18 protein-coding genes and 1 other RNA gene are annotated in these 19169 nt (G+C 61.0%); 3 read left to right on the top strand and 16 right to left on the bottom strand.

Annotation, left to right across the window (positions count from 1 at the left end; translation table 11 throughout):
- Positions 1-57 precede the first annotated feature (57 nt).
- The 3 genes from erpA to rplM all read right to left on the bottom strand — a co-directional run bounded on the left by erpA (position 58) and on the right by rplM (position 1526).
- Positions 58-423, bottom strand: a complete 366-nt coding sequence (gene erpA, locus KHO23_RS20385; protein ID WP_007180424.1) for an iron-sulfur cluster insertion protein ErpA — start codon at positions 421-423, stop codon at positions 58-60.
- Between the two features lie 270 nt (positions 424-693).
- Positions 694-1086, bottom strand: coding sequence for a 30S ribosomal protein S9 (rpsI, locus tag KHO23_RS20380; protein ID WP_007180423.1), 393 nt, complete (start codon positions 1084-1086; stop codon positions 694-696).
- Positions 1087-1097: 11 nt separating this feature from the next.
- Complete coding sequence (gene rplM / locus KHO23_RS20375) at positions 1098-1526, bottom strand: 50S ribosomal protein L13 (RefSeq protein ID WP_007180422.1); 429 nt, start codon at positions 1524-1526, stop codon at positions 1098-1100.
- A gap of 681 nt (positions 1527-2207) precedes the next feature.
- On the opposite strand from rplM, the gene KHO23_RS20370 reads away from it, so the two are divergent.
- Positions 2208-2630 (top strand): OsmC family protein, encoded by a 423-nt coding sequence (locus tag KHO23_RS20370; RefSeq protein ID WP_211613053.1) that lies wholly within the window; start codon positions 2208-2210, stop codon positions 2628-2630.
- Between the two features lie 106 nt (positions 2631-2736).
- Here the strand turns inward: KHO23_RS20370 and rnpB are convergent.
- The 3 genes from rnpB to pyrC all read right to left on the bottom strand — a co-directional run bounded on the left by rnpB (position 2737) and on the right by pyrC (position 5242).
- Positions 2737-3150: RNase P RNA component class A (gene rnpB, locus KHO23_RS20365), an RNA gene on the bottom strand.
- Positions 3151-3317: 167 nt separating this feature from the next.
- The gene (locus tag KHO23_RS20360) at positions 3318-4151 is read right to left on the bottom strand and encodes a DUF3025 domain-containing protein (protein WP_211613052.1); all 834 of its coding nucleotides are present in this window, start codon (positions 4149-4151) and stop codon (positions 3318-3320) included.
- A gap of 11 nt (positions 4152-4162) precedes the next feature.
- Positions 4163-5242, bottom strand: a complete 1080-nt coding sequence (gene pyrC, locus KHO23_RS20355) for a dihydroorotase (protein ID WP_211613051.1) — start codon at positions 5240-5242, stop codon at positions 4163-4165.
- 189 nt (positions 5243-5431) lie between these two features.
- Between pyrC and KHO23_RS20350 the strand changes: the two genes are divergently transcribed.
- A complete protein-coding gene (locus KHO23_RS20350; protein ID WP_211613050.1) occupies positions 5432-6358 on the top strand; it encodes a class II glutamine amidotransferase in 927 nt (308 codons plus the stop codon).
- A gap of 194 nt (positions 6359-6552) precedes the next feature.
- Here the strand turns inward: KHO23_RS20350 and KHO23_RS20345 are convergent, their stop codons facing one another.
- The 6 genes from KHO23_RS20345 to KHO23_RS20320 all read right to left on the bottom strand — a co-directional run bounded on the left by KHO23_RS20345 (position 6553) and on the right by KHO23_RS20320 (position 12454).
- Complete coding sequence (locus KHO23_RS20345; protein WP_200565197.1) at positions 6553-7278, bottom strand: amino acid ABC transporter ATP-binding protein; 726 nt, start codon at positions 7276-7278, stop codon at positions 6553-6555.
- Positions 7275-7952 (bottom strand): glutamate/aspartate ABC transporter permease GltK, encoded by a 678-nt coding sequence (gene gltK / locus KHO23_RS20340; RefSeq protein WP_211613049.1) that lies wholly within the window; start codon positions 7950-7952, stop codon positions 7275-7277. Before gltK ends, KHO23_RS20345 begins: the two co-directional genes overlap by 4 nt.
- Entirely contained in the window at positions 7952-8692 is a 741-nt protein-coding gene (locus KHO23_RS20335; RefSeq protein ID WP_211613048.1) for an amino acid ABC transporter permease, read from the bottom strand. Before KHO23_RS20335 ends, gltK begins: the two co-directional genes overlap by 1 nt.
- A gap of 82 nt (positions 8693-8774) precedes the next feature.
- Complete coding sequence (locus tag KHO23_RS20330) at positions 8775-9668, bottom strand: glutamate/aspartate ABC transporter substrate-binding protein (protein WP_211613047.1); 894 nt, start codon at positions 9666-9668, stop codon at positions 8775-8777.
- A gap of 371 nt (positions 9669-10039) precedes the next feature.
- The gene (locus tag KHO23_RS20325; RefSeq protein ID WP_211613046.1) at positions 10040-11353 is read right to left on the bottom strand and encodes a Glu/Leu/Phe/Val family dehydrogenase; all 1314 of its coding nucleotides are present in this window, start codon (positions 11351-11353) and stop codon (positions 10040-10042) included.
- Positions 11354-11491: 138 nt separating this feature from the next.
- The gene (locus tag KHO23_RS20320; RefSeq protein ID WP_211613045.1) at positions 11492-12454 is read right to left on the bottom strand and encodes a LysR family transcriptional regulator; all 963 of its coding nucleotides are present in this window, start codon (positions 12452-12454) and stop codon (positions 11492-11494) included.
- A 255-nt stretch (positions 12455-12709) separates the two neighbouring features.
- Here KHO23_RS20320 and purB point away from each other — a divergent pair, with 255 nt between their 5' ends.
- Positions 12710-14098: an adenylosuccinate lyase gene (gene purB / locus KHO23_RS20315; protein ID WP_211613044.1), complete on the top strand. Its 1389-nt coding sequence runs from the start codon at positions 12710-12712 to the stop codon at positions 14096-14098.
- A gap of 93 nt (positions 14099-14191) precedes the next feature.
- Here the strand turns inward: purB and KHO23_RS20310 are convergent, their stop codons facing one another.
- From KHO23_RS20310 to edd, 4 genes are all read right to left on the bottom strand, one after another.
- Positions 14192-14695, bottom strand: a complete 504-nt coding sequence (locus KHO23_RS20310; protein WP_211613043.1) for a gluconokinase — start codon at positions 14693-14695, stop codon at positions 14192-14194.
- A gap of 10 nt (positions 14696-14705) precedes the next feature.
- Complete coding sequence (locus KHO23_RS20305; protein ID WP_211613042.1) at positions 14706-16091, bottom strand: GntP family permease; 1386 nt, start codon at positions 16089-16091, stop codon at positions 14706-14708.
- Between the two features lie 258 nt (positions 16092-16349).
- Complete coding sequence (eda, locus tag KHO23_RS20300; protein ID WP_211613041.1) at positions 16350-16991, bottom strand: bifunctional 4-hydroxy-2-oxoglutarate aldolase/2-dehydro-3-deoxy-phosphogluconate aldolase; 642 nt, start codon at positions 16989-16991, stop codon at positions 16350-16352.
- A gap of 26 nt (positions 16992-17017) precedes the next feature.
- Positions 17018-18922, bottom strand: a complete 1905-nt coding sequence (edd, locus tag KHO23_RS20295) for a phosphogluconate dehydratase (RefSeq protein ID WP_211613040.1) — start codon at positions 18920-18922, stop codon at positions 17018-17020.
- Positions 18923-19169 lie beyond the last annotated feature (247 nt).

Here is a 19169-nt window from a genome sequence, read left to right as displayed (position 1 = left end):
AAAAACGGGGCCGAAGCCCCGTTTCCTTTTACAACCTCTCGCCTGACCGGCCGGCCATCAAACCGAGAACGACGAGCCGCAACCACAGGTGGTCGTAGCATTCGGGTTCTTGATGACGAACTGCGCGCCGTTGATGTCGTCCTTGTAGTCGATCTCAGCGCCGACCAGATACTGGTAGCTCATCGAATCGATCAGCAGCTGGACGCCACTCTTGTTCATGACGGTGTCGTCTTCGTTGACGGCTTCGTCGAACGTAAAACCGTACTGAAAGCCCGAGCAGCCGCCGCCCTGCACGAAAACGCGCAGTTTGAGGTCCGCATTGCCTTCTTCTTCGATCAGTTGCTTGACCTTGTCAGCCGCTGCGTCGGTAAAAACGAAGGGGGCGGGCATCTCGGTCACGGGTGTATCGGTGACTGCGTTCATTCGAACTCTCCAAAAAGCTTCTAACCGCTATTGTAGGGCTGATCTCAATATCGTGCTGAAGCCCACAAAATCAATGGGTTCTTCCAGGAAACGCTATCGATGGGCGCCTCAGCTGCCTTCAGCCTGCCTGAGCGGACCGAACCACTGCCCCAGCGAGCAAACTGTCGCCGCAAACTCAACGGGGAAAAACCATAAAAAAAGCCGCCTTCGCGAAAGCGTTGGCGGCTTTTGCAGCGCTCCAGCCCGAAAGCCGGATCGCACACGAAGCGATTAACGCTTCGAGAATTGCTTCCGGCGACGTGCCTTGTGGAAGCCGACCTTCTTACGTTCGACTTCACGAGCATCACGCGTCACGAAGCCAGCCTTCGACAGTTCCGGCTTCAGCGTTGCGTCGTAGTCCATCAGCGCGCGGGTGATGCCGTGGCGAACCGCACCGGCTTGACCCGTTTCACCGCCACCGTTCACGTTGACTTTGATGTCGAACGTGACGCCGTGGTTCGTGAGTTCCAGCGGTTGACGCACGATCATCAGCGACGTTTCGCGCGAGAAGTAATCGGCGATAGGCTTGCCGTTTACAATGATCTCGCCCTTGCCAGCCTTGATGAAGACGCGTGCGACGGCGCTCTTGCGGCGGCCCGTGCCGTAATTCCAGTTACCGATCATGTGGGCTCCCCTTAGATCTCGAGCGCTTTCGGCTGTTGTGCCGAATGCGGATGCGTTGCTTCAGCGTAGACCTTCAGCTTCTTGATCATCGCGTAGCCGAGCGGGCCCTTCGGCAGCATGCCCTTGACCGCTTTCTCGAGCGCACGGCCCGGGAAGCGTTCTTGCATCTTGCCGAACGTCGTTTCATAAATACCGCCCGGGTAACCCGAGTGACGGTAGTACTTCTTGTCAGTAGCCTTGTTGCCCGTGACGCGCAGCTTGCCGGCGTTGATAACGATGATGAAATCACCGGTGTCGACGTGCGGAGTGAATTCAGGCTTGTGCTTGCCGCGAAGACGGTGTGCCACTTCGCTGGCGACACGCCCGAGAACCTTATCCGTCGCGTCAATCACGTACCATTCACGCGTAACCTCATGGGCTTTTGCGGAAAACGTCTTCATGATCGATCCAAAAAATTGCTGCGCCCAATGTATTTTTTCCTGCTTGTAGTGTGCGCATCGAGGCGCGTGCAGGCTCTCCCTGGTTCTTCCTCCGCGGGCGCGGATGCGGAAAAGCTCTGAATTATAAAGGAATTTGTCACGCCGAGTCAAAGATTGCGGCGTTTCGGACGAGAAGCGGTGCCCGGCGACGACCGGATTGCGCCAGTCGACGTTCTTCCTGGCTCACCGAACGGCATCAGTTCGGGGAAAACATGGCCGAAAAAAAACCCGAACGAGCGGTTCGGGTTTAATCCACCAAAGGAGGAGGTGGAGGAGACAGCGGAGGTTGCAGAACTGCTGCAACCGATGGGATCGATTATATGAGTCACCCTTGTGCGACGCAAGAACATTTGCATTGCGAAATGCAATCCCACAATGTGGCATCGATATCTGCAGACGAAAAAACACCGAATTCTCTTTAAAATCAAATACCAATCCATTTTTAAGCCGATGCATAAGCAGACATCGACTAGAGTAAAACCCCTAACGCCGTCAGGACATTCCCGAATCGGCGGAACATGCCGCACCGCAACACGCAAGCAGTCATCCGGCATAAGTTCCGCCGAAAGTCCCTTCGGGCGGACACGCAAACGCCGGGCTACAATGCGTTTTCGATATAAGCGCAGCGCGGTGGAGCACAGCATGGAATGCAAAGTTAGCTGGATGGGGCAAGACGGGATGGCGTTTGCGGCCGAGACGGGCAGCGGTCATCTGGTCACGATGGACGGCGCGCCGGAAGGCGGCGGCCGCAATCTCGCGCCGCGTCCGATGGAAATGGTTCTGCTCGGCACGGGCGGCTGCACGGCGTATGACGTCGTGATGATCCTGAAGAAAAGCCGCCAGGAAGTGGCCGGCTGTTCGGTGACGCTGAAGGCCGAGCGCGCCAGCGAAGATCCGAAAGTGTTCACCAAGATCCACTTTCACTTCACGGTCACGGGCAAGAATCTGAACCCGGCAACGGTGGAACGCGCGATCAATCTGTCGCACGACAAATACTGCTCGGCGTCGATCATGATCGCGAAGACCGCCGAGCTCACACACTCGTTCGATATCGTCGCGGGTTGAGCGCGGCGCTTCGGCGGGCACGCGCAGATAGCCGCGCATTTGACCGAACCAGCGCTTCAAAATAAAAATGCCGGCGTCCACACGGACGCCGGCATTTTTTGTTGGGTGGCAAAGCAGGCCGATAAGCCGGATTCTGTGCACACGCCACGTCCGAAAACGCGGCGCGCGTAGCAGTCATTCCTCTAGGCGCGCCATTACTGACGCGCTCAAGCTTCCTACCCGCAGACGTGACGGGGGCCCCGTCCTGCATCTCGAAGATGCTAGCCTGCCTACTTGGAATTGCTCCGGGTGGAGGTTACCGTGCCGGTCTGCCTTGCAGCAGCCGCGGTGCGCTCTTACCGCACCGTTTCACCCTTACCTGATCCCGGCTTGCGCCGGGCCATCGGCGGTTTGCTTTCTGTTGCCCTGTTCCGCGTGTCGCCACGGATGGCCGTTAGCCATCACCCTGCCCTATGGAGTCCGGACTTTCCTCGCCCTCTTTGGCCGAAACCGCAGAGGCCGCGACTGCCTGGCCTGCTTTGCTGGGGCGCATTTTAACACTGCAGCGAATCTGCGCGGCTTCGACCGCTGGAATAGCCCGATCGCTCCGCTATCCCGCTCAAGCCGCGGCGACGCTTTGACGCAAAAAGTGTCTGCGCGGGGCAATCGCTCAAACCGCGCTTCAACTCTTTCATCCGAAGCGTGTTTTTAGCGCGAACGTCGCCCTGCTCGAAATACGGACGTGTCTTCGTAAAAAGCGGGCGATTCGTTCTCGGCGCACCAACCCGGAATCCCCAGCACGGGCAGCGGCGCAAACAGGCGGCTCGTCAATGCATCCGTGCTCAGGAGTGCCGTGCTGACAGACTCGTCGAGCCATGCGTCGCGCGCAGCGGCGTCCCAGCCAAAGTATTCGGACGGCACGTCCGCAATCCACGCGTGGCCCGTGCACGCCTTGAACGGCGCAATCAGCTTTTCCAGCAGCGCGTGACCGAAGCAGCGCACTTCGCAGCGCGTCCCCCAGGCATCACGCTGGGCAACCAGCAGCGTCTGCCAGTCGAACCCGCGCAATGCCACGCTCAATGCCGGGTCGGCACAGGCGAACAGCAACGCATTTTCGTCGAACAAGGTTAGCGTATCGCGCACGCCGCCGCGGGTCGGACCGACGCCTAACACGTCGATTGCCGCCGACTGCCGCGCGTTAAGCGCCGCCTTGATTCGCGGAAACGCAAACCACATCGACCCGTTGAAGAAGTCATGCAGGTTATGGCGTGTCGGCACGCAGCCCGTCGACGCGATGTGCGCCTCGTACGCCGCGCCCGGCGGCAGATCGTCTTGCGCAATGAACGCGAGGCGCTGACCGCGCCCCGTGACCTGCCGCATCTCACCGGCATCGGCATTCATTTCTGCGAGCAATGCCGCATAGCTCGTCAGCGCGCCCTGCTGCCAGCGCTCACCGCGCGCCGCGAACTGCGCGAACCATGGCCTGGACCAGTCGATATCGGCAAAACCGAAGCCCACGCGCGCCGCCTCTTGCACTTGCATCTAACGCAAGCTCAGACGAGGCGCCAGCCGATCGACTCGCCGCCACGCAGCGGCACAACCGGCGTGTCGCCGACCGGCAACTCAGCCGGCAGCGTCCATTCTTCGCGACGCAGCGTGACCTTCTCTTCACTGCGCGGCAGACCGTAGAAATCCGCGCCAAAGAAGCTGGCGAAGCCTTCGAGCTTGTCCAGCGCGCCGGCTTTGTCGAACGCCTCGGTATAGAGTTCGAGCGCGTGCAGTGCCGTGTAGCAACCCGCACAGCCGCACGCGTGTTCCTTCAAACCCTTCGGATGCGGCGCGCTATCCGTGCCGAGGAAGAAGCGCGGATTACCCGAGGTTGCCGCCTCGACCAGCGCCACGCGATGCGTCTCGCGCTTCAACACGGGCAGGCAATAGTAGTGCGGGCGAATGCCGCCCTGGAAGATCGCATTGCGGTTGTACAGCAGATGGTGCGCGGTGATCGTCGCGCCTAGCAGCCCCGGCGCCACGCCGGCTTCGCGGATGTAGTCGACCGCATCTTTCGTGGTGATGTGCTCGAACACCACCTTCAGCGCCGGAAATTCGCGGCGCAGCGGCGTCATCACGCGGTCGATGAACACCTTCTCGCGGTCGAACAGGTCGATCGACGAATCCGTCACCTCGCCGTGCACCTGCAACGGCATGCCGGTTTCCTGCATCACTTCGAGCGTTTTGGCGCACTTCATGATGTCGGTGACGCCTGCGTCCGAGTTGGTTGTCGCACCCGCCGGGTACAACTTCACGCCATGCACGAAGCCGCTTTCGCGCGCGCGGCGGATTTCGTCCGGCGGCGTGTTGTCGGTCAGGTACAGCGTCATCAGCGGTTCGAATTTCGCCCCGGCCGGGATCGCGGCGACGATGCGCTCGCGGTACGCCTGCGCCATTGCGGTCGTGGTAACCGGCGGCTTCAGGTTAGGCATGATGATCGCGCGGCCGAACTGGCGCGCGGTGTCCGGCAGGACGGCCGCGAGCATCTCGCCGTCGCGAACGTGCAGGTGCCAGTCGTCCGGGCGGGCGAGCGTGATGCTGTCGATGGTGTCGACGGAAGCGAGGGGGGCGTTGGAAGCGGTCATGGCGAGAGGGGAACGAGATTCGGCGGCAAAAAAGCAAATCGGCATGCTCAAAGCGTTGCAAATCAGAGCAAATCGCAACGCTAAGCCCTAAACATACGTCAATTTCGCTATTTGGCGCTTCTGCCTCGGTGATATGCTTGGAAAATCATCATTGTAACGGCTCGCCCCGTTCACAGGCTTACCCGCAACATGTGCCAACTTCTCGGAATGAACTGCGCCGCGCCGACGGACGTCACGTTCTCGTTCACCGGCTTTGCGGCGCGCGGCGGCGTCACCGATCACCACGCGGACGGCTGGGGCATCGCCTTCTTCGAAGACAAAGCCTGCCGCCTGTTCATTGACCATCAATCGTCGGCCACCTCGCCGATCGCCGAAATGGTCAAGCGCTACCCGATCAAATCGAAGAACACGATCGCGCATATTCGCAAGGCGACGCAAGGGCACATCCTGCTCGAAAACTGCCATCCGTTCATGCGCGAACTGTGGGGGCGCCACTGGATCTTCGCGCACAACGGCGACCTGAAAGATTATTCGCCGGCGCTAAACGGCGTCTATCAACCTGTCGGCACAACCGATAGCGAACTCGCCTTCTGCGCGCTGCTGCAAGGCTTGCGCACGGCTTTCCCGGGCACGCAGCCGCCGCTCGACGAACTGTTCGCCGCGCTCGAAACGCTCACACGCGAAATCACGCAATTCGGCGTGTTCAATTTCCTGATGTCGAACGGCCAGGCGCTGTTCGCGCATTGCTCGACACATCTTCACTACATCGTGCGACGCTGGCCATTCTCGACTGCACATCTGGTCGACGCGGACGTGTCGATCGATTTCGCCAAGTACACGACACCGGAAGACCGTGTGGCCGTGATCGCGACCAAGCCGCTCACCGATAACGAAGTGTGGACCGCCTTCCAGCCAGGCGATCTGATGATGTTCCAGCACGGCGAAGTCATTGGCCGGGTCAACGTGCCGGTACCGCCTTCGGTGCTGGAGAAGCTGCGCAATCCGGCGTTGGACGCATCGGCTTCGGCGACCACGATCGCAGCTTCGGTTGAGGCGGTGGCCACGGCCGAGGTCGACCTTGAAGCCGCGGACGACACCGCTGCCTTCGAATCCTGATCCGCGCGCGCGTTCGCTAATGCCCGAACGGCTCCGGCCCACACCTGCGTTCAGTAACTGAAGAACGCCTCAACCGGGGCGTCCTCGCACAAGCTGGACCTTCAGAACGTCAGCAACAAAAAAGCCGCTTCTTCCGAAGCGGCTTTCTTTCTGCATAAGCCACGCCAACCAACCGGCGCTGCCCAGCGACAAGCTCAGTGCAGGATCTTCGCCAGAAAATCCTTCGCGCGATCCGACTTCGGATTCGCGAAGAAATCTTCCTTGCGGTCGTCTTCGACGATCAGGCCCTTGTCCATGAAGATCACGCGATGCGCGACCTTCTTGGCAAAGCCCATTTCGTGCGTGACGCACATCATCGTCATGCCTTCCTGCGCGAGTTCGACCATCACGTCGAGCACTTCGTTGATCATTTCCGGATCGAGCGCGGAAGTCGGCTCGTCGAACAGCATTGCGATCGGGTCCATCGACAACGCGCGCGCAATCGCCACACGCTGCTGCTGTCCACCGGACAACTGCCCCGGAAACTTGTCCGCATGCGCGCGCAGACCGACGCGATCGAGCAGCTTGTAGCCCTTGGTGGTGGCTTCGTCCTTTGAGCGGCCGAGCACCTTGACCTGTGCGAGCGTCAGGTTCTGCACGATCGACAGATGCGGGAACAGCTCGAAGTGCTGGAACACCATGCCGACTTTTGCTCGCAGCTTCGACAGATTGGTTTTCTTGTCGGTCAGCGATTGGCCGTTGATAACGATCTCGCCTTTCTGGAACGGCTCGAGGCCGTTGACGGTTTTGATCAGCGTGGACTTGCCCGAGCCCGACGGCCCGCACACCACCACCACTTCACCTTTTTTGACTTCCGTCGTGCAGTCGGTCAGCACTTGAAACTGACCGTACCACTTCGAAACATTCTTGATAGAGATCATCTTGCGACCTTTTTCTGAAGACCTTTGACGAGGCTCGACGCGATCACACAGATCACGAAATAACATGCGCCCGCGAACAGTACCATTTCGACATTCGTACCGTCACGGTCGCCAATATTCGTGGCGGTGCGGAAGAAGTCGGCAAGGCTGATCACGTAGACAAGCGACGTATCCTGAAACAGCACGATACCCTGCGTGAGCAGCAGCGGCACCATTGCGCGGAACGCCTGCGGCAACACGATGAGGCGCATGGCCTGCGGGTAGCTCATGCCGAGCGCAAACGCGGCATTGACCTGCCCGCGCGGCACCGCCTGAATGCCGGCGCGGATGATCTCGGAATAGTACGCCGCCTCGAAGAGCGAGAAAGCGACCATTGCCGAGGCCAGCCGAATGTCGATATCCGGCGACAGGCCCAGCACGTTTTGCAGCACCTGCGGCACGATCAGGAAGAACCACAGCAGCACCATCACCAGTGGAATCGAACGGAAGATCGTGACATAACCCTTCGCGAACCATTCGAACGGCTTGAACGGCGAGAGCCGCATGATCGCGAGAATGGTGCCCCAGACGATGCCGATCACGATCGCGATCAGCGTGATCTTGATGGTGACAATCGCACCGGTCCATAGCGTAGGCAGTGCGCCCGGAATACCGCTCCAGTCGAAATGATGCATCACTTACCTCCGATATAGCCGGGCAAACGGCTTTTGTGTTCGACCCAGCGCATCAATTGCATCACGACCAGATTGATCAGCACATAGGCCAGCGTTACCGCGATGAACGACTCATACGTCTGCGACGTGTAGTCGACCAATTGACGCGCCTGAGCCGACAGATCGAGCAGACCGATAGTCGACGCGACCGCCGAGTTTTTGAAAATATTCAGAAACTCGGACGTGAGCGGCGGCACGATAATCCGGTACGCAACGGGCAGCAGCACGTAGCGATACGTCTGCCATTGCGTGAAACCCATTGCCAGACCTGCCGCGCGCTGGCCCTTCGGCAACGCGTTAATACCCGAGCGCACCTGTTCGCACACCCGCGCAGAGGTGAAGAGCCCGAGACAGATAATCGACGACGAGAAGAACTGCGCACCCGGCGGCAGTTGCTTGAACCAGTTGCCGATCGACGGCGGCAGCAACTCCGGTATCACCAGATACCAGATGAAGAACTGCACGATCAGCGGGATGTTGCGGAAGATCGCGACATAGAGCGTGCCGATACCCGACGCCCATTTGTTCGGCACCGTGCGCAGCACACCGAAGAGCGATCCGACGATCAGCGCGATCACCCATGCCGACAGCGACACGGTAATCGTCACCCAGAAGCCGGACATCAGCCAGCCCAGATAGGTAGTCGGCTCGCCGGTGGAGACCGGACTCAGCAGAATGCCCCAGTTCCAGTGATATGACATGACCAAGACTCCAGCAAAAAGAAACGGAAGAAGCGCGCGGCCCCTTCCGTCTCGTTCAGCGTTTCAAAAAAACAGCTAAGGTTTAATCGATTGCCTTGTCATTCGGGCTCTTGTAGAGCGCCTTCATGTCATCGCTTTCCGGGAAGTTCAGGTTCAGGCCCTTCGGCGGAATCGGCGATTCGAACCACTTCTTGTAGATTTGATCGGCTTCGCCCGAGGTTTCAACCTTGGCGATCGCGTCGTCGACCACCTTCTTGAATTCCGGATCGTTCTTGCGAATCATGCAGCCGTAGGCTTCATGCGATTGCGGCGTGCCGACGATCACGAAGTCGCCCGGGTTGTTCGACTTGGCACGTTCGCCCGCCAGCAGCGCGTCGTCCATCATGAATGCAGCAGCGCGGCCGGTGGAGAGCGTCAGGAACGACTCGCCGTGGTCCTTCGCGCTGATGATGTTCATGCCCATGCTCTTGTCCTGATTCATCTTGCGAAGCAGGCGCTCGGAGGTCGTGCCGGCGGTCGTGACAACCGTCTTGCCCTTCAGGTCGGCCCAGTCCTTGATGCCGGAGTCTTTCTTGGTCATCAGGCGCGTGCCGATCACGAAGATCGTGTTCGAGAAGGCAGCCTGTTGCTGGCGCTCAGCGTTATTCGTGGTGGAGCCGCATTCCATGTCGACGGTGCCGTTTTGCACCAGCGGAATACGGTTTTGCGACGTGACAGGCGTGAGCTTGACCTTCAGGTTAGGCATGTTCAGCTTGACCTTGACCGCCTCAACGACCTTCAGCGCGAATTCCTGCGAGTAGCCGATGACATTCTGCTTGTCGTCGTAATACGAAAACGGGATCGACGATTCGCGATGACCCAGCGAAATGACGCCCGTGTCCTTGATCTTTTTCAGCGTACCCGCGTCTTGCGCTTGCGCGCCGACCGTAAACAGTCCGAGAGTCGCGAGCAGCAGCGCAGCTTTTTTAACTTTCATGTGTGATCTCCTTGGCCAAGAACCGGCGCCAGTTTAGCAAAGTAATTATTCTGAAAGTATCGCTATCAACCATGTTTGTTGCGTGCCCCCAAAATCCCCCAATCCCTCACGGAGACTTCCTTCGAGGCGGGTGACCTCCTTCGGAGCGGAGGACTTCCTCCGGCGCCCTCTCGGGAACTTCCCCCGGGGCGCACACCGCTACGGGATTATGGCGCTATAACCCGCCAATCCCAAACCCGGCAGATACGCAAAGGCGGGTGGCATCAATACGATGCCGCCCGCCGGGTCATGCACGCAGTCTTGTGGACCGCGTCGAAGCCAGTTTTTGCAGCGGTCCGCGAGGTGGCGGCCCGCCGTTTCACGCAATCAGATCAGGGATACAGGCCGCGCAATTCGCGCGCTTCCAGGATCCGCTTACACGCGACGATAAACGCCGCGGTCCGCACGGACACCTTCTGCTCGCTCGACACTTGCCACACGGCGGCAAATGCTTCGCGCATCACGCGCTCGAGACGCTGGTTGATCTCGTCTTCGGTCCAGAAGAAGCTCGAGAAGTCCTGCACCCACTCGAAGTACGACACCGTCACGCCGCCGGCATTCGCCACCACGTCCGGAATCACGAGGATACCGCGGTCGTGCAGAATGTCGTCCGCTGCCGTGGTGGTCGGGCCGTTGGCGCCTTCCACAACGATCTTCGTCTTGATCTTGCCGGCGTTCTTTTCGGTGATCTGGTTTTCCAGTGCAGCCGGAATCAGGATGTCGGATTCGACTGTCCAGAAATCATCGCTCGCGATTGCATCGGCTTCCGGGAAGCCGCCCACGCCGCCGTTCTTCGCCACGTAGTCCAGCAGCGCGACCGCATCAATACCGGTCGACTTGTACAGCGTGCCGGTGTGATCCTGCACCGCGACCAGCTTCGAGCCCGCTTCCTGGAACAGGCGCGCAGCGATGCCGCCCACGTTACCGAAGCCTTGCACAGCGATACGCGCGCCTTCGATGTCGACGCCAATGCGGCGTGCGGCTTCGGAGGCGACCACGAACACGCCACGGCCCGTCGCTTCGCGGCGGCCCAGCGAACCACCCAGCGCGATCGGCTTGCCGGTCACGACGCCCGTCGCCGTTTGGCCCTGGTTCATGGAGTACGTGTCCATCATCCACGCCATGATCTGCTCGTTCGTGTTCACGTCCGGCGCGGGGATGTCGGTGTTCGGTCCGATGATGATGCCGATCTCGCTCGTGTAGCGGCGCGTCACGCGCTCCAGCTCACCACGCGACAGCGTACGCGGGTCGACACGAATACCGCCCTTCGCGCCGCCGTACGGCACGTTCACAGCAGCGTTCTTCACCGACATCCACGCCGACAGCGCCATCACTTCCGACAACGTCACGTCCTGGTGATAACGCACGCCACCCTTGCCCGGACCGCGCGACACGTTGTGCTGCACGCGATAGCCTTCGAAGTGCGCGACCGTGCCGTTATCGAGTTCGATCGGCACATCGACAACCAGAATGCGCTTCGGGCGCTTCAGGGTTTCGAGCCAGCGGGACAGTGAGCCGAGGTACGGCGCGACGCGGTCGACCTGACGCAGGTAGTTGCCCCACGGGCCGAGGTCGTCTTTATTCAGGTAGGAAGGAACGGACTGCAACGTTGATGCGGATTGTGCGGCTTGTTGCTGGGATGACATGAACGCTCCGGCGTTGATCGAATGACAGCATTGTCGAAAAACGCCGTTTTGAAATCCAATGCCGTTTCCTTATCCGATTATGTTTTTTTTGCATAACCGTTGAGAAGCCGCAAATTCGCGTCGTGGGGAAGCAGGTTTTCAGGCAACGCCCGTGCCTTGCGCGAGTTCCTCCGACACGACGTCCCATAGTTGCCGCACGAGTATCTGCCGCGCATCGTCGCCTTTCGCGGCCAGCTTGTCGCGATAGAGGCGGATCTCCATGGTCAGCGTGAGCTGCCCCTCGGGCGTGCCACGCATGGCGCGATCGAGGCGGATCAGCTTGCCGTCGGCCACCGCGTCTTCCACCGCGCTGTAGGGCAGGAAGGCGATGCCGTGGCCGGCCAGCGCCATCGCCTTGAGTCCCTCGGCCATGTCGGTTTCGTACAGCCGGTCGAGATACAGGCGCTCAGACGCGTTAGCAAGGATCACTTCTGTCATGCGGCCCAGGTACGCGTTCGGCGTGTAGGTGAGATAGGGCGTGGGGGTCTGGGCCGTGCCCGGCAGCGTGTGCCGGGGGCGCCCCGCGCGGCCCGGCGCCGAAAACGGGCTGATCGGCTCGTTGCCGAGCGTGAGCATGTCGTAGCGCGCCGGATCGAGCGCGATCGGGTGGCTCGGATGGTGATAGGCCATCATCAGGTCGCAGCCGCCTTCGACCAGCGCCAAGGCGGCATCGTGCACGTTCAACGCCCGCAGCCGGGTATGGATCGGGCCCATTTGAGCCTCGATGCGCTGCAGCCAGCGCGGGAAGTACGTGAGCGACAGCGTGTGCGGCACGGCGAACTCGATGGTCGCCTGCGGCGTCGCCGTATGCCCGCGCAAGAGCGCACGCGCCTCGTGGAACTGCGACAGCATGGCCAGCGCCTGCTCGTAGAACACCTGGCCTGCCGCCGTCAGCCGCGTCGGGTAAACCGAGCGATCGATCAGTTCCGTGCCCAGCCACGCTTCCAACGCCTGAATCCGCCGCGAAAACGCCGGCTGCGTGACGTGGCGCGATTCGGCCGAGCGGCTGAAACTACGCGTTTCCGCGAGCGAAACGAAGTCTTCGAGCCATTTCAGTTCCATGCGAAGCCTGCTGCCAGCGGGAGAGAGGAAGTCAGCATTCTAGCGGCGCGGCCGGGACGTAGGGTTCCGCGCCAGGCCTGCACGGAACCCGCGTGCAAAGAACCGCGCGAGATCTGCGTGCCGGAACGGCAAGCGAGGCGCGCACGTCCCCCCATCGGTTCGATCGCCGCCAACTTCGGCCGGCACGCCGCACAGTGGTAAAATTCGCGGTTCCCTCCGTTCCCGATCCGCCTCCTGAGCGCTCACGCCCCCATCATGTCCGACACCCGCCCCGACACCCTGTTCGCGCTGAACGCGCTCTCCCCGCTCGACGGCCGTTACGCCTCGAAAACCGAAGCCCTGCGCGAGTGGCTCTCGGAAGCCGCTTTCATGCGCAATCGCGTGACGGTTGAAATCCATTGGCTGATCGCACTCTCGCAAGCCGGTTTCGCCGAAGTGCCGCGCTTTTCCGAAGCGTCCGAACAATTCCTGCTGCAACTGGCCGAGCGCTTCACCGCGCACGACGCCGCGCGCATCAAGGAAATCGAACGCGTGACGAATCACGACGTGAAAGCGGTCGAGTACTGGCTGAAGGAATCGGTGAAGGGTCAGGAAGAACTGGAACGCGCAAGCGAGTTCATCCACTTCGCGTGCACGTCGGAAGACATCAACAACACGTCGCACGGTTTGATGCTCGCCGGCGCACGTGAACACGTCATTCTGCCGGCGCTGCGTTCGGTGCATCAGCGTCTCGTGGCATTGGCGCATGCTCACGCCGAACAGCCGATGCTCTCGCGCACGCACGGCCAGCCGGCCAGCCCCACCACGCTCGGCAAGGAAATCGCCAACGTCGCGGCGCGTCTGGAACGCGCGATCGACCGTGTCGCGAAGGTCGAACTGCTGGGCAAGATGAACGGCGCGGTCGGCAACTTCAATGCGCACCTGTCCGCGTACCCGGAATTCGACTGGGAAGCGTTCTCGCGCGAAGTGGTCGAGCAACGTCTTAAGCTCACGTTCAATCCGTACACGATCCAGATCGAGCCGCACGACTACATGGCCGAACTGTTCGACGCCGTGTCGCGCGCCAACACGATCCTGCTGGATCTGGACCGCGACGTGTGGGGTTACATCTCGGTCGGGTATTTCAAGCAACGCACGAAGGCCGGCGAAATCGGTTCGTCGACCATGCCGCACAAGGTCAATCCGATCGACTTCGAAAATTCGGAAGGCAATCTGGGTCTGGCCAACGCCACGCTTCGCCACCTGGCCGACAAGCTGCCGATTTCGCGCTGGCAGCGCGACCTGACCGACTCGACGGTGCTACGCAATATCGGCGTCGCGTTCGGCTACTCGCTGCTCGCATACGACTCGCTGATCCGCGGTCTGGACAAGCTCGAAGTGAATGCTCAACGCCTGAACGAAGATCTCGACAACTGCTGGGAAGTGCTGGCTGAGCCGGTGCAGACGGTGATGCGCCGCTATGGCATCGAGAACCCGTACGAGCAGTTGAAGGAACTGACGCGCGGCAAGGGCATCACGCGCGAAGCGCTGCAAACGTTCGTGAGCGGCCTCGCGATTCCGCAAGATGCGAAGGATCGTTTGCTTGCCATGACGCCGGGTTCGTATATCGGCAAGGCGGTCGAACTGGCGAAGCGGATCGCTTAAGCTTCAGTCGTCGCTGCCTCGTTGCTTCTTCGGAGGCATAGAAAAGCCGCTCCTCGGAGCGGCTTTTTTTATTCAAGCCAACGGGCTGGAAACTTACCGAAGCTTCATCTGCACCAACACCTCGTCGACGATCTGTTCCGGAGACAACTCGATGCTCACCGTGATCGCTTCATCCGGACCCGGCTCCTCGAGTGTATCGAGCTGGCTTTGCAACAGCGACGGATCGAAGAAGTGACCGGTGCGCGTGCTCAACCGCTCGCGCAGCACCTCGAACGACCCCTTCAGATAGACGAAGCACACGCCCTTATCGCCGTTGCTACCGCCGCGCAGAACATCGCGGTACGAACGCTTCAGCGACGAACACGTGAACACCGCCTTCTCGCCCGCCCTCTGCTTCTCTTCGATCGCCGCACGGATGGTTTGCAACCACGGCCAACGGTCTTCGTCGGTAAGCGGAATGCCGTGGTGCATTTTCTCCTTGTTGGCGGCGCTGTGAAACGCGTCGCCGTCGGTGAACGTGCAGTGCAGGCGCTCCGCCAGCATTTCGCCAATCTTCGTTTTGCCGGCGCCCGACACGCCCATTGCGATCAGAATCATCAAAAACTCCTTACACGACCGTCGCGAGCGCGAAAGTCAAACCCAAGCCCATCAGTGAAATGATGGTTTCGAGGAGCGACCATGTCTTGAAGGTCTGCCCCACCGTCATACCGAAGTATTCCTTGATCAGCCAGAAACCGCCGTCGTTCACGTGCGAGAAAATCAGCGAGCCCGACCCGGTGGCAAGCACCAGCAATTCCGGCGTGACCTGCACGCCGCTGGCGGCTGTGATCGGCGCGACGATGCCGCACGCGGTGGTCATGGCGACCGTCGCCGACCCCGTGGCCAGACGGATCAGCGCGGCTACCAGCCAGCCGAACAGCAGCGGCGACAGGTGCATGGCCGTTGCCACATGGACGATTTCCTTCGAGATGCCGCTATCCATCAGCACGCGCCCGAAACCGCCGCCCGCACCCACGATCAGCGTGATGCCCGCGATCGGCGCCAGACAATCGCCACAGAATTTCTGGATCTGCTCACGCGTGAAGCCGCGGCTCGCGCCGAAGGTCCAGAAGCTGACCAGCACGGCGATCAACAGCGCGACGTCGGAATTGCCGACGAAATGCAGCAGATCGTTCGGCAAGGTCTTCGGCGTGGAGACGAGGTCGGCCCAACTGCCGATCAGCATCAGGATCACCGGCAGCAGGATCGTGAACAACGTGACACCGAAGCTTGGCAGTTCGCGCTTCGGCGCCGCGCTCTTCGCGTTATTTTGCGCATCGTCACCATGACCGAGGAATTGCGCGGCGAGCGGGTTGTTGTTCGGCAGTTTGATGTAGCGGCTGATCAGCAGCGCGAACAGCGGACCGGCCACGATCGCCGTCGGCACGCCCACGATCAGGCCGTACGCAATCGTCTTGCCAATGTCGGCGTGATACGCCTGCACCGCGAGCATCGCGGCCGGGTGCGGCGGAATCAGTCCGTGCACGACGGACAGACCCGCGACCATCGGCAAGCCGACCAGCAGCAGCGACTTGTTGGTGCGTTTGGCGACGTTGAAAGCAATCGGAATCAGCAGAACAAAGCCGACTTCAAAAAACACCGGCAAGCCGACGATGATCGCCACGACCATCATCGCCCAGTGAATGTTCTTCTCGCCGAACCAGTCGATCAGCGTGGTCGCGATGCGCTCCGCGCCGCCGGACTCGGCCATCATCTTGCCGAGCATGGTGCCAAGGCCAACCACCACGGCAATGTGGCCCAGGGTATTGCCGTTGCCGGTTTCGAACGATTTGACGATCGTGCCGATCGGCATGCCGGATGCGAGACCCAGCAGCAACGAAACGATGATCAGGACGAGGAACGGATAAACCTTGTAGCGGGTGATCAGCAGGATCAGAAGTGCGATGGCGATCACCGCGAAGACCAGCAGCATGCTGCCGTGGACAGCTTCCATGAAGCGCCTCCTTTGCGTTATTGATATCGGTGCGGAACACGGCTGGCACCTGTCTCACGGCGACCTGCAGCGGTGCCAGAAAACCCGGCAAGCCGCGCGGACGCTGAATTTTACTGTTTGTTGTCTCTAAAAGCGCGCGAATCCGGCATGCCTATCGAAAAGGAGCCTCGCCGCGACAGCCTGACTGGCTGGTTCGACGAGGCTCCGTTACTCTTTACTTAGGATGCGGCTCGCGGTCAATCCGTGCTTCGACGAAGCTCAATGAGCCGGCGCGGCCAGCTCGCTGGCGGCGCGCGCAAGGCGGGTGACTTCATCCCAATTCTGCGCGGCAACTGCCGCCTTCGGCGTCAACCACGATCCGCCTACGCACACGACGTTCGGTTGCGCGAGGAAATTGATCGCGCTTTCGGCCGTGATGCCGCCGGTCGGGCAGAATTTCAGCGTCGGGAACGGGCCGTAAAACGCCTGCAGCATCGGCACACCGCCGGCTTGCTGGGCCGGGAAAAACTTGACGATTTCATAGCCGAGTTCCAGCGCGGTGATGATGTCGGTCGGCGTCATCACGCCCGGCAGCAGCGGCAAACCCGCATCCTGCGCGGCCTTGTGCATGTCTTTCGTCAGACCCGGCGAGACGCCGAACTGCGCGCCCGCTTTCTTGGCCTGAGCGCAGTGCTCGGGTTTCGTGATCGTGCCCACGCCGACCACGATGTCTTCCGCCAGTTGGCTCGCGCGTTCGATCGCTTCCAGACCGGCTGCGGTGCGCAGCGTGATTTCCAGGACCTTCACGCCACCCGCGTGCAGTGCGCGCGACACGTTCTCACCTTGCTCGACCGAGTCGAACGCGAGCACCGGAATCACCGGGCCGAGGCGCACGATATCGCTTACTGTTTTCGCTGTCATAGTCAGACTCCTTGTTTCAGCAGCGTTTAGCTGGCTTGAGTGGTGCTTGTGTGTTCTTCGGTGCGTGCTTTGATCCGCTCATCGTGTTGCGCTGCGCGCTCGCCCGCCATCGGACCGAATACCGAGGCGCCCTGCTCCGCCGGCGCTGCCGCCGCACGGAACACGCCGAACAGTTCGCGGCCGAAACCGACTTCGTTCTCCGCCTGGTGCTGCGGCAACGCCTCCGGCCGTGCCGTCCATTCGGCTGCATCGATTTCGATGTCGAGCACGCCGGCGTCCGCGTCGATCACCAGCGTGTCACCGGTGCGAACCTTGCCGATCGGGCCTTGCAGCAATGCTTCCGGCGACAGGTGAATCACCGCCGGCACCTTGCCCGACGCGCCAGACATGCGGCCATCGGTGACCAGTGCAACGTGGAAACCTTGATCCTGCAACACACCGAGCAACGGCGTCAAACGATGCAGCTCGGGCATGCCATTTGCACGGGCGCCCTGGAAGCGCACCACGGCAATGAAGTCGCGTTTCAGTTCGCCGTTGTCGAAGGCTTCCTGCACCGCTTCCTGCGAATCGAACACAATAGCCGGCGCCTTCACCTTGCGATGCTGCGCCGCCACCGCGGAAATCTTGATCACGCCGCGGCCGAGCTTGCCTTGCATCAGACGCAAACCGCCGTCCGGCTGGAACGGTTCCTTGATGCCGCGCAGCACTGCCGTGTCTTCGCTCTTTTCCGTGCCCGGCACCCATTGCAGCTTGCCGTCGATCAGCTTCGGCTCTTCCGTGTAGTGATGCAGGCCCTTGCCCGCAACCGTGTTCACGTCTTCATGCAGCAAGCCGCCTTCCAGCAGATTGCGGATCAGGAACGCCACGCCGCCGGCTGCGTGGAAGTGATTCACGTCGGCCTTGCCGTTCGGGTAGATCTTCGCGAGCAGCGGCACGGCTTGCGACAGCGTGTCGAAGTCGTCCCAATCGATCACGATGCCGGCCGCACGCGCAATCGCGACCAGGTGCAGCGTGTGGTTGGTCGAGCCGCCCGTTGCCAGCAACGCAACGATGCCGTTGACGATCGCTTTTTCGTCGATCACGTGGCCAATCGGCATGTAATTGCCGCGCTCCACCGTCAGATCGAGCACGCGGCGCGCGGCCTGCGCAGTCAGCGCGTCGCGCAGCGGCGTATGCGGATGCACAAAAGCCGAGCTCGGCAGATGCAGGCCCATCACTTCCATCAGCATCTGATTGCTGTTCGCCGTGCCGTAGAAGGTGCAGGTGCCGTGGCTGTGATACGCAGCGGCTTCCGCTTCGAGCAGCGCGCCGCGGTCGCACTGGCCGGTGGCGAACAACTGGCGGGTTTTGGCTTTGTCGTCGTTCGACAGACCGCTTCCCATCGGGCCGGCCGGCACGAAAATCGTCGGCAGATGGCCGAATTGCAGCGCGCCAATCAGCAGGCCCGGCACGATCTTGTCGCAGATGCCGAGGCACAACGCCGCGTCGAACATGTTGTGCGTGAGGGCGACCGCCGTGCTCATCGCGATCACTTCGCGCGAGAACAGCGACAGTTCCATACCCGCGTTGCCTTGCGTGACACCGTCGCACATGGCCGGCACACCGCCCGCGAATTGCGCGACGCCGCCGTTTTCACGCGCGGCCTCCTTGATGATGTCGGGGTAGTTTTTGTACGGCGCGTGCGCGGACAACATCTCGTTGTACGAGGACACGATGCCGATGTTCGGCTGACGGATCTGCTTGATGACGAGCTTGTCGTTGCCTTCGAGGCCGGCGAACCCGTGGGCCAGGTTCGCGCACGAAAGCGCGCCGCGCGCCGGGAATTTGCCCTGTGCGTGATGGATGCGGGCCAGATAAGCCTCGCGAGTGGGCTTGCTGCGCTCGACCACGCGTTGCGTGACTTTCAACAATTGCGAATGCGGGGAAACCATCGGAGCTCCTTCGTCGCTGGCGTGGGGCGGGCGCGCACTATGCCAGGTAGGTATCGCGGGGATGTCGGATCAGTCGACGACGCAATCTTAGTAGAAAAACTACACGATCGCAATCACGACTCCTGTTGCATCGCGGCATCCTTGAACGCCCGCATTGCCTTACTGGCTTTACCTTCAAGACATTGGCATCAAAACCTAGGGATTACACCTAGCACTCGATATGTAGTTTTTGTAGCTTCTTGGGCAA

Origin of the sequence: Paraburkholderia haematera, assembly GCF_905220975.1 — a bacterium.
In the GTDB taxonomy this organism is placed as follows: domain Bacteria; phylum Pseudomonadota; class Gammaproteobacteria; order Burkholderiales; family Burkholderiaceae; genus Paraburkholderia; species Paraburkholderia haematera.
The sequence above is the reverse complement of the archived record's forward strand: the minus strand, read 5'-3'. Positions and strand labels throughout refer to the sequence as shown.

Coding starts and splice junctions, on each gene's coding strand:
- KHO23_RS20350 (WP_211613050.1), top strand. CDS start 5,432: ATGTGCCAACTTCTCGGAATGAACTGCGCCGCGCCGACGGACGTCACG.
- KHO23_RS20310 (WP_211613043.1), bottom strand. CDS start 14,695: ATGATTCTGATCGCAATGGGCGTGTCGGGCGCCGGCAAAACGAAGATT.
- KHO23_RS20370 (WP_211613053.1), top strand. CDS start 2,208: ATGGAATGCAAAGTTAGCTGGATGGGGCAAGACGGGATGGCGTTTGCG.
- KHO23_RS20345 (WP_200565197.1), bottom strand. CDS start 7,278: ATGATCTCTATCAAGAATGTTTCGAAGTGGTACGGTCAGTTTCAAGTG.
- pyrC (WP_211613051.1), bottom strand. CDS start 5,242: ATGACCGCTTCCAACGCCCCCCTCGCTTCCGTCGACACCATCGACAGC.
- eda (WP_211613041.1), bottom strand. CDS start 16,991: ATGACAGCGAAAACAGTAAGCGATATCGTGCGCCTCGGCCCGGTGATT.
- KHO23_RS20335 (WP_211613048.1), bottom strand. CDS start 8,692: ATGTCATATCACTGGAACTGGGGCATTCTGCTGAGTCCGGTCTCCACC.
- edd (WP_211613040.1), bottom strand. CDS start 18,922: ATGGTTTCCCCGCATTCGCAATTGTTGAAAGTCACGCAACGCGTGGTC.
- purB (WP_211613044.1), top strand. CDS start 12,710: ATGTCCGACACCCGCCCCGACACCCTGTTCGCGCTGAACGCGCTCTCC.
- KHO23_RS20305 (WP_211613042.1), bottom strand. CDS start 16,091: ATGGAAGCTGTCCACGGCAGCATGCTGCTGGTCTTCGCGGTGATCGCC.
- gltK (WP_211613049.1), bottom strand. CDS start 7,952: ATGCATCATTTCGACTGGAGCGGTATTCCGGGCGCACTGCCTACGCTA.
- rpsI (WP_007180423.1), bottom strand. CDS start 1,086: ATGATCGGTAACTGGAATTACGGCACGGGCCGCCGCAAGAGCGCCGTC.
- KHO23_RS20320 (WP_211613045.1), bottom strand. CDS start 12,454: ATGGAACTGAAATGGCTCGAAGACTTCGTTTCGCTCGCGGAAACGCGT.
- rplM (WP_007180422.1), bottom strand. CDS start 1,526: ATGAAGACGTTTTCCGCAAAAGCCCATGAGGTTACGCGTGAATGGTAC.
- erpA (WP_007180424.1), bottom strand. CDS start 423: ATGAACGCAGTCACCGATACACCCGTGACCGAGATGCCCGCCCCCTTC.
- KHO23_RS20330 (WP_211613047.1), bottom strand. CDS start 9,668: ATGAAAGTTAAAAAAGCTGCGCTGCTGCTCGCGACTCTCGGACTGTTT.
- KHO23_RS20360 (WP_211613052.1), bottom strand. CDS start 4,151: ATGCAAGTGCAAGAGGCGGCGCGCGTGGGCTTCGGTTTTGCCGATATC.
- KHO23_RS20325 (WP_211613046.1), bottom strand. CDS start 11,353: ATGTCATCCCAGCAACAAGCCGCACAATCCGCATCAACGTTGCAGTCC.